Source organism: Azospirillum sp. B506 (genome assembly GCF_000333595.1).
In the GTDB taxonomy this organism is placed as follows: domain Bacteria; phylum Pseudomonadota; class Alphaproteobacteria; order Azospirillales; family Azospirillaceae; genus Azospirillum.
Genome location: NZ_BADK01000089.1, coordinates 1 through 9,020, shown reverse-complemented (window position 1 = coordinate 9,020; position 9,020 = coordinate 1). Strand labels below are relative to the sequence as shown.

Below are 9,020 nucleotides of genomic sequence, written 5' to 3'. Positions count from 1 at the left end.
GCGATATGCGCGAGGCCGCGGCCTGCTTGTGCGCGGCAAGGGCGGCAAGGAGCGCATGGTGCCGCTGTCCGACCCGGCGCTGGCGGCGCTGGCCGGCTACATCCCGTTCCGCGGCCACTTCATCCCGGCGAGCGGCGGGGCAGGGGGGGAAGCCGGGCACAGCCCCTTCCTGTTCCCGTCACGCAGTTCGGCCGAAGGGCACCTGACACGCCAGCGCTTTGCCCAGTTGCTGAAACAATTGGCCATCGACGCCGGCATCGACCCGGAGAAGGTCAGTCCCCACGTCCTGCGCCATGCCTTCGCCACCCATCTGCTGGACCATGGCGCCGACCTGCGCTCCGTCCAGAAGATGCTGGGCCATGCCGACATCGCGACGACGCAGATCTACACCCATGTGGTGACGGAACGGCTGAAGAAGGTCATGCACGACCACCACCCGCTGGCGCGCCGCAAGGTGGAAGAGGCGTCGGAGGGGTAGGGGAGGTAAGGATATGTGGGGATGTGCAGGCTTCGATTGCCTTCACATATCCTTACTTCTTCTCCAGCATCAGCGTGCCATGGCGCGTGACCTTGTTCCTGATCCTGTCGGCCAGCAGGGCCAGTGCCCAGGGCAGTTGCACCTCCATCTCGACGCTGTCGTCCAGAACGTCGATGTGGCCGGCGATGGTCTGGGCCAGCGCCACGACGCGGAAGTTCAGGCGGTCCTCGGTCCAGCTGTCGTCGACGCTGGCGGCCACCGCGCTCAGGCGGGCCCGCACCTCGCCCATGCCGTCGACCAGCCGGCGCTTGGCCTCCGCCCGGCCGAGCGAGTGGGGAATGGACAGGGTCAGGGGTTTCGGCATCGTCGGCGGCTCCGCACTGCGCGTGGTGTCCCGCCGTCCAGTCGGCGGCGGGACAAGAGTAACGCCAGTGGCGGGCGTTTGGTCCCTCAGCGGTCGTGCAGCGGCGCCATCTGGTCCAGGCGGTGGGCGAAGTCGATGTCGGCCTGGGTCACCGCGTCGGCGCTGCGGGTGTAGAGGATCACCTCGACCCGGCCGAGATCGTTGAACCATTCGGGATGGTGGCCGGTCTTCTCGGCCAGCAGGGCGACCTGGTTCATGAATCCCCAGGCGGCCGGGAAATCGGCGAAATGGTAGGTCTTGCGGATGGCGTCGCGCTCCAACACCTCCGCCCAGCCGTGCAGTTCCTTCAGCGCCGTCTGGCGGGGTGCGCCGATAAGGCGATCGGACATGATGACCTCCCTTTCCTCAATCACTCTTTTGCCGCCCGCAGCTTCTTGGCGAACGGGCGGCGGTTCGCTACCTTCTGCGGCATGATACGGAAACCTTCAGGTCCCCATACGGTTCCGCCCACGGTCGAAGACCTGGAGCGCATGGCCGAAGAGGCGCTCGACACCATCCCGGCGGAGCTGCTCGCCCCGGTCGGGAACCTCGTCATCCATGTCGAGGATTTTCCCGATGAGGATACCGAGCGGGAGATGGAGCTGGAAAGCCCATTCGACCTGCTGGGCCTCTACCGCGGGGTGGATCTGACGCGGCAAAGCGTCGCCGACCTGCGCGGCGGGCCGGACATGATCTTCCTCTACCGGCGTCCGATCCTGGATTACTGGTGCGAGACGGGGGAGGAGCTGCCGGCCATCGTCCGCCACGTCCTGATCCACGAGATCGGCCATCATTTCGGCTTCTCCGACGAGGACATGGAGCGGATCGAGACCATGGAGTAGGGCGGGCGAGCAAAGGTGGGGCAGGGCGCCGTCAGCCCTCCAGCGCGTCGGCCACCCGGCGGCGCAGGGCCGGCACCAGCTCCTCCTCGAACCAGGGGTTCCGGTTCAGCCAGGCGGTGTTGCGCCAGCTCGGGTGCGGCAGCGGCATGAAGGCCGGGCCGTATTCCCGCCAGTTCGCCACCGTCTCCGTCATCGTCGCCTTGCAGCGGTCGCCCAGGTAGCGCGCCTGGGCGTACTGCCCGATCAGCAGGGTCAGCCGCACGCCCGACAATGCCGCCAGCAGCGGCGGGTGCCACAGCGGCGCGCACTCGGGCCGCGGCGGGTAATCGCCGCCCTTCGGCATGGTCCCGGGATAGCACAGCCCCATCGGCACCACGGCGATCCGCGTTTCGTCGTAGAAGGCGGGACGGTCCATCGCCAGCCACTTGCGCAGCCGGTCGCCGGAGGCGTCATCCCAGGGCGTGCCGCTGGCATGCACCCGCGCGCCCGGCGCCTGCCCGACGATCAGCAGCCGGGCGGTCGGGCTGCCGCGCAGCACCGGGCGGCAGCCATGGGGCAGAACCCCCGCACACAGCGTGCAGGCGCGCACCCGTGCGAACAGGCGGTCGAGATCCGAAGCGCCGCCAATCACCCCGTCGGACACCGTTTCGTCAGACAAGCGTCAGCAAATCCTGGACGAAGGCCGGCACCACCTGGGTCGCCGGGCCGTGGATCGAGCTGTGGAAATAGGAGGCGCCCTCCGACGGTTCCAGGTTCAGCTCGACCGTATAGGCGCCGGACGACCGGGCCTCCGCCACGAAGCCGGCGGCGGGATAGACATGGCCCGACGTGCCGATGGAGACGAACAGGTCGCATTCCTCCAGCGCCCGCTGGATGCGCTCCATCTGATAGGGCATCTCGCCGAACCAGACCACGTCCGGCCGCATGCCGCCCTTGCGCCCGCAGGTCAGGCAATGGTCGTGCACCGACAGATCGCCCCGCACCTCCACCACCGTACGGCAATGCAGGCAGAAGGCTTTCAGCAATTCGCCATGCATGTGCAGCGGCGCCTTCGATCCGCCCCGCTCGTGCAGGTCGTCGATGTTCTGCGTCACCAGCAGGACGTTGCCCTTCCAGCGCCGCTCCAGTTCGGCCAGCGCCCTGTGCGCCGCGTTGGGCTGCACCGCCGGGTCGGCAAGGCCGTGGCGGCGGTCGTTGTAGAAGCGGTGGACAAGGTTGGGATCGCGCGCGAACCCCTCCGGCGTCGCCACATCCTCCAGATCGACCTGGCTCCAGATGCCGCCGGCGCAGCGGAAGGTGTCCAGCCCCGATTCCTTGGAAATCCCCGCCCCGGTCAGGATGACGATCTGGTCGGTCGGACGCAGGCGGTTGGTCAGCGCGGGTGAGGGCATGGCATCCCCTTGATGTCTGGCGACCGGAGTCACGGGCCTGGCGGGTCCGCTTGAAACGATCGCACTCTAACGGTTCGGAAACCGGTCATGTGGAAGACTGCTGCGGCGTACGCTCGTCACGCCTGGAAGTAAAGCCGCAGATGGCAAGGAAGGGGGAAACGCGGAGATGGCCAAGCATCGGGCCGGCATGGAGAGCTTCCAAAACCCCGGGCGTTGCGGAATAACGGAGCCAGTCCGTGTCTGCGTGGCAGCCCCATGACCCAGAAAGCGCCTGTCCTGTCCGTGCTCTTCGTGTGCACCGGCAACATCTGCCGTTCCCCCACCGCGGAGGGCCTGTTCCGCACCCACCTCCGCCGGGCCGGCATCGACGATCGTGTGTGCGTCGATTCGGCTGGAACCCACGGTTATCATGTGGGTGAACCGCCCGATCCACGCTCGGTTGAAGCGGCACGCCGGCGGGGCGTCGACATCTCGCGCCTGCGTGCCCGGCAGGTGGCTCCGGAGGACTTCGAGCGGTTCGATGTGATCCTTGCCCTGGATCACGGTCACCTCCGGCAATTGAAGCGTCTGGCCCCGATGGGCAGACGCGACCGGGTGCTGCTCTTCCTGGATTTCACGACGAACCTGAAGGGACAGGATGTGCCGGATCCCTATTATGGGGACGAGGAGCAGTTTGACCGGGTGCTGGACGTGATCGATGCCGGTGCGCAGGCGTTGCTGAAGGAGGTCGAAAGCCGGCTTGCCTGAAGCCCGGCCATTGCGCCTTCTGCGCCGCAGTGGATCGGCGCCCGCCGGGCGGAGAGTCACCGGCGCCAATGGCGGTCCAGTGAAACCGGATCGCTCGATGCGGCACCCAAAAAGGACATGAGCGACGTGGACCCCGTCATCCCGCATGTGATCCATCAGACCTGGAAAAGCCAGACTGTTCCGAGCGAATTCCAGGCATTTCAACGAAGCTGGATCGACCACAATCCCGGCTTCGCCTATCGGTTCTGGACCGACGATGACATCGAACGCTTCGTTGAGGACGAGCATCCGGCGTTGCTGCCGGTCTTCCGCGGCTATGCCGATCCGATCTCGCGCGTCGATCTGGCGCGGTACCTGATTCTGCGCCGGTTCGGCGGTGTGTACGCCGATCTCGATTTCGAATGCCTCCGCCCGATCGACGGGTTGCTGGAGCGTCGGAGCTTCCTCGTCGGGCTGGAGCCGGAGGAGCATGACGGCTTGGCAAAGGCCGTGGAGCGCGGGCTGTCCCGCATCCTCTGCCCCTCCTTCCTCGCGTCCGTTCCGGGCCATCCTTTCTGGGATCATCTGCTGGACCGGCTGGTCGAGGCGCGCCACTGCCCGGATGTGCTCGACGCGACCGGTCCTTTCCTGCTGACGCGCGCCCTCGCGTCCTACGAGGCCTCCCATGCCGGGGGGAATGAGGGCGCGGCTGCGGTGACGGTGCTGCCGCCGGGCCAGCTCTATCCGGTCACCAAGGACGATTGCTGGAGCGGCAGGCTGTTCGACCTCGTCTTCTGGGAGCAGGCGACGCGGGACGCCTATGCCATCCATTATTGGCAAGGCACCTGGTTCCGCGGCGATGCCGGACGCACCCCGAGATTGCCGGACCGGGTCACGGCGGTGGTGACGAATGACACCGCCGCGCTGCCGGCCGCCTCCACCGGGGCTGCTGGAAGAACGGGCGATCCGCCGCTCATCTCCTGCCTCATGGTCACCAAGGGCGGGGACGGCGGACGGACGGATCTGCTGTCCCTGGCGATCGGCAGCTTCACGCGGCAGAGTTGGCCGAACAAGGAGCTGGTCATCGTCTGCGACGCCGTGGTCCGCGATGGAGATGGTGCGGAGGATCCGCTGGACGCCCTGGTCCGGGCCGCGGGCAGGGAGGACATCCGCCTTGTCCGGGTCGCCGGTCCGGGCCGGACCCTTGGGGAGTTGCGCAACATCGCCGTCGACAGCGCAAACGGTGTTTATGTCTGCCAATGGGACGATGACGATCTCTACGACCCGCTGCGCCTGGAGGTCCAGCACATGGTCCTTGCGCGGACCGGTGCCCATGCCTGCCTGCTGGGGCGGTGGTTGATCTGGTGGCCTGGCCTGCAGAAGCTTGCGGTTTCCCGCGAGAGATACTGGGAGGGGTCGCTGCTGTGCGAGAAGGCGGCGATGCCCCGCTATCCGCATCTCCGGCGTGGCGAGGACACCCCGCTGGTGGAGCGGCTCCGGCAGACCATGCGTGTGGTCTGCCTGGACATGCCCCGGCTCTACACCTACGTCGTCCATGGTGCCAACACCTTCGCCACCGATCATTTCGATGAGCATTGGCAAACCGCCGCCTGCCGCTTCACGGGCGACCGCTACGAGGCGCTGCTGCGGGAAATGGCCAAGCGGTTGCCGATCGACGACGTCCGACGCCATGGCAGGGCGATGGCCCGGCCCGGCCCGGCTTCCGATTCCCATCCTCCATCGGATCGGACGGGCCGCGCCCCCGCGGTCCCCGCAAGCTCCACGGGGGCGTTCCGGAAAGCCAAGGTGCTGGTATTGACGCCGGTCAAGGATGCGCGCAGCCATCTGCCCCGCTACATGCGGCTGCTCGACCGGCTCGACCATGACCCCGGCTGCCTGTCTCTCGGTTTCCTGGAAAGCGACAGCGTGGACGGAACCCATCCGTGGCTGGCCGAACGGGTGCCGGCCCTGCGCGACCGCTACCGCCGGGTGACCCTGCTGCGCCGGGATTACGGTTTTCATCCCGAGGGACCCCGCTGGCTGCCGGCCGTCCAACGCACCCGTCGCGAGATCCTCGCCCGGTCGCGAAACCGTCTTCTCCAGGGCGCCCTCGACGATGAGGACTGGGTGTTGTGGCTGGATGTGGACCTGGTCCATTATCCGCCGGATTTGCTGGGGCGCCTGCTGGCGGCGGGGCGGGACATCGTCACTCCGCATTGCGTTCTGCCGAGCGGGTCCAGCTTCGATCTCAACAGCTTTGCCCTGGAACCGGACGGCGAGCGGCCCGATCATATGATCGACGGCCTGTTCCAGCCGCCGAGAGGCGTCGGACGCCGCTATCTCGACTCCTTCCCGGACGACAGCGCCGTGCCGCTGGACGGTGTGGGCGGCACGGCGCTGCTGGTTCGGGCCGACCTGCATCGGGAGGGGTTGTGCTTCCCGCCCTACAGCCATCGCGGTTACATCGAGACGGAAGGATTGGCGGCGATGGCCAAGGATATGGGGGTCACCTGCTGGGGACTTCCGGGGGTAAAGATCGTGCATGCCGACCGGTGATGCGGCCGTCATTCAATTCCGTTCAATCCGCCCGCCGGGCCGCGACGGCGAAGGCCGGCGCATCGGCCCTGACGGGAGCCTAAGCGAGGGATGCATCCGTTGTCCGAACCCGAATCGACCCAACCGGGTCCGTCACCGGCGGCGGCCGGCCCGGCGCTGCCCGCTTTTGCAGCCAGCGTCGTCATCTGCACCTATCGGCGTCCCGAGCTGCTGGATGCCTGTCTGGGCAGCCTGCTGGAGCAGCGCCTGCCGGACGGTGTCCATGAAGTTCTGGTGGTCGATAATTCAACCCGCTGCGAAGCCCGCCCGATCGTGGAGCGCTGGCAACCCTTCTTCGCCCTGCGGCGTACCCCGTTGCGTTACCTGTTGGAAGAGCGCAGCGGAGTCGCCTTTGCCCGGAACCGCGGGGTGGAGGAGGCCCTGTCGCCGCTGATCGTTTTCATCGACGATGACGAAAGGGCCTGCGACGGCTGGCTGGGGCAGATGGTCGAACCATTTCTCCGCTTCGGCGATGCGGTGGATATCGTCGCCGGAGAGGTCGAGCCGGATTTCGGCGATCAGCCCCGTCCCGACTGGCTGGGCGACGACCTGTTGCATTTCTTCTCATGCCGGTGGGGATGGGATACCCAGTCGCGCTTTCTCCAGTTGCAGGAGTGGTTCGGCGAAGGGAACTGCGCCTTTCGCAAGGCGCTGATGGCCGACAGGCAATTTCCGACCGACATGGGGCGCAAAAGCGGGGGACTGATGTCCAACGAAGGCACTGTCTTCCAGGATATGCGGAGGGCGGGAGCCAAAGCCTATTACGTGCCGAGCGCCTTCGTGCTGCACCGCATCCATCCCGAGCGGCTGAACCGGCGCTGGCTTATGCGGCGCATGTTCTTCCAGGGTGTTTCCAACCGCAAGACAGTGGACCGTCTGGGCGTGGACGTCCCCCAGGCCGATTTCATGCTGAATCTGGCCAAGTTGGCCACGCTGGATGTCGAGGCGCTGGAAGGCGAGAGCATCCGCGCCGTTGTGGGGCTGTACCACCAGATCGGCTACGCGATGGGAAGCGTGCTGCACGGGGAGAATTGAGGGCGGATCGTCCCCCTTCCATCGGATCGCGGAAAGCCGTGCTCGGTTGAAGCATGAATCCGACCACCGAACACAGGGCCTGAACGTCCTGCGTTTCATTGTGAACGCAGGAAGCCCTGGGCGCCCTCCGGCATGACAGTCCGGTCGGTGGGCTTGCGGGACAACCGGCGATAGAGTTTAGCCGATAGGGTTTAGCGGAAGTCCCGCAATGCGTTTCACCATACCGCGCGACTGAGGCCCCACAGGCCCCACAGGCCCCACAGGCCCATGCCTCTCGATGGCAGGCGGCTGGGATTGTGCCGCATCTTTTGATTGTTTTAAAACTTAAATCCTGATGTTTTGGTGGTTTTCTTGATTGTACGGCGTGGTGCGCGCGAAGCTGATGGATAGAAAATCATTAAGAACTGAATGAGCGAAATTGCTCAGATGGCCGTATTGTTCTTGATATCACATTTTTCTTCATGCTTCAGCCTCGTGATGCATTTTCGTAAAAAAATGCAGCAAATAGTTCGTTGATAATGGCCTACCCCCTTGGTAGGGCGAAGAGTGGCGACCTTGAGATTGCACAAGCGTAGGCTTTGCCTATGCAATCTTTGGTTGTGCAAATCTTGACATTCTTGTTCCGCGCTATGTTGAATAGAGGAGATCGCCGTGGCCGGCATACTTGACCTTGGTACAAACAGTGCTAACGGAATAACCCAAACGGTCGATCGGTACTCCACGATTATAGGCAGCACCGGAACAGACGTCGTCACGTTTGGCACTTCCGGCAACACCGTGTTGATCTCATTGCTTGAGACTTTGATCGGCAGCGCGGGCACGGATGTCGTTGTACTGGCTGAGGGTGGCAACACTCTGCAGGCTTCGCTGCTTGAGACGGTGACCGGTGGCATCGGCACCGATGTCGTCACTCTGGACGACACCGGTTCGACCATCCTGGTCTCGTTGCTTGAGACGCTGGTGGGCGGCATCGGTACAGATATCGTCACTCTGGACGACACCGGTTCGACCATCCAAGTTGCGCTGCTTGAGACGCTGGTGGGCGGCATCGGCACCGATGTCGTCACCTTGGACGACACCGGTTCGACCATCCAGGTTTCGCTGCTTGAGACGCTGGTGGGTGGCATCGGCACCGATGTCGTCACCTTGGACGACACCGGCTCGACCATCCAGGTTTCGCTGCTTGAGACGCTGGTGGGTGGCATCGGCACCGATGTCGTCACCTTGGACGACACCGGTTCGACCATCCTGGTCTCGTTGCTTGAGACGCTGGTGGGCGGCATCGGTACAGATATCGTCACTCTGGACGACACCGGTTCGACCATCCAGGTTGCGCTGCTTGAGACGCTGGTGGGTGGCATCGGCACCGATGTCGTCACTTTGGACGACACCGGTTCGACCATCCTTGTTTCGCTGCTTGAGACGCTGGTGGGTGGCATCGGCACCGATGTCGTCACCTTGGACGACACCGGCTCGACCATCCTTGTCTCGCTGCTTGAGACGCTGGTGGGTGGCATCGGCACCGATGTCGTCACTCTGGACGACCATCC

10 protein-coding genes are annotated in these 9,020 nt (G+C 65.2%); 6 read left to right on the top strand and 4 right to left on the bottom strand.

Annotation, left to right across the window (positions count from 1 at the left end; genetic code table 11):
- Positions 1 to 478: tyrosine-type recombinase/integrase (locus I71_RS03170; protein WP_042690455.1), on the top strand; the 478-nt coding region annotated here is incomplete at its 5' end.
- A gap of 52 nt (positions 479 to 530) precedes the next feature.
- On the opposite strand, the gene I71_RS03165 is transcribed toward I71_RS03170, so the two are convergent.
- Both I71_RS03165 and I71_RS03160 read right to left on the bottom strand, forming a co-directional pair.
- Complete coding sequence (locus I71_RS03165) at positions 531 to 842, bottom strand: polyhydroxyalkanoic acid system family protein (RefSeq protein WP_042690448.1); 312 nt, start codon at positions 840 to 842, stop codon at positions 531 to 533.
- An 86-nt stretch (positions 843 to 928) separates the two neighbouring features.
- Entirely contained in the window at positions 929 to 1,231 is a 303-nt protein-coding gene (locus I71_RS03160; protein WP_042690445.1) for a 4a-hydroxytetrahydrobiopterin dehydratase, read from the bottom strand.
- 141 nt (positions 1,232 to 1,372) lie between these two features.
- Here I71_RS03160 and I71_RS03155 point away from each other — a divergent pair, with 141 nt between their 5' ends.
- A complete protein-coding gene (locus tag I71_RS03155) occupies positions 1,373 to 1,723 on the top strand; it encodes a metallopeptidase family protein (RefSeq protein WP_083896940.1) in 351 nt (116 codons plus the stop codon).
- 31 nt (positions 1,724 to 1,754) lie between these two features.
- Here the strand turns inward: I71_RS03155 and I71_RS03150 are convergent, their stop codons facing one another.
- The gene (locus I71_RS03150; RefSeq protein WP_375731170.1) at positions 1,755 to 2,381 is read right to left on the bottom strand and encodes a uracil-DNA glycosylase family protein; all 627 of its coding nucleotides are present in this window, start codon (positions 2,379 to 2,381) and stop codon (positions 1,755 to 1,757) included.
- Positions 2,374 to 3,114, bottom strand: coding sequence for a Sir2 family NAD+-dependent deacetylase (gene cobB / locus I71_RS03145; RefSeq protein WP_042690439.1), 741 nt, complete (start codon positions 3,112 to 3,114; stop codon positions 2,374 to 2,376). Before cobB ends, I71_RS03150 begins: the two co-directional genes overlap by 8 nt.
- Positions 3,115 to 3,369: 255 nt before the next feature.
- On the opposite strand from cobB, the gene I71_RS03140 reads away from it, so the two are divergent.
- From I71_RS03140 to I71_RS03125, 4 genes are all read left to right on the top strand, one after another.
- Positions 3,370 to 3,861, top strand: coding sequence for a low molecular weight protein-tyrosine-phosphatase (locus tag I71_RS03140; protein WP_042690436.1), 492 nt, complete (start codon positions 3,370 to 3,372; stop codon positions 3,859 to 3,861).
- A gap of 117 nt (positions 3,862 to 3,978) precedes the next feature.
- A complete protein-coding gene (locus I71_RS03135) occupies positions 3,979 to 6,396 on the top strand; it encodes a glycosyltransferase (protein WP_042690433.1) in 2,418 nt (805 codons plus the stop codon).
- A 99-nt stretch (positions 6,397 to 6,495) separates the two neighbouring features.
- Entirely contained in the window at positions 6,496 to 7,470 is a 975-nt protein-coding gene (locus I71_RS03130) for a glycosyltransferase family A protein (RefSeq protein ID WP_244433601.1), read from the top strand.
- 780 nt (positions 7,471 to 8,250) lie between these two features.
- A partial coding sequence (locus I71_RS03125) for a hypothetical protein (RefSeq protein ID WP_199902097.1) occupies positions 8,251 to 9,020 on the top strand: 770 nt, incomplete at its 3' end.

Bases quoted from the DNA above. Each gene is read 5' to 3' on its own strand.
- I71_RS03165 (WP_042690448.1), bottom strand. From the start codon at position 842: ATGCCGAAACCCCTGACCCTGTCCATTCCCCACTCGCTCGGCCGGGCG.
- I71_RS03160 (WP_042690445.1), bottom strand. From the start codon at position 1,231: ATGTCCGATCGCCTTATCGGCGCACCCCGCCAGACGGCGCTGAAGGAA.
- I71_RS03155 (WP_083896940.1), top strand. From the start codon at position 1,373: ATGGCCGAAGAGGCGCTCGACACCATCCCGGCGGAGCTGCTCGCCCCG.
- cobB (WP_042690439.1), bottom strand. From the start codon at position 3,114: ATGCCCTCACCCGCGCTGACCAACCGCCTGCGTCCGACCGACCAGATC.
- I71_RS03140 (WP_042690436.1), top strand. From the start codon at position 3,370: ATGACCCAGAAAGCGCCTGTCCTGTCCGTGCTCTTCGTGTGCACCGGC.
- I71_RS03135 (WP_042690433.1), top strand. From the start codon at position 3,979: ATGAGCGACGTGGACCCCGTCATCCCGCATGTGATCCATCAGACCTGG.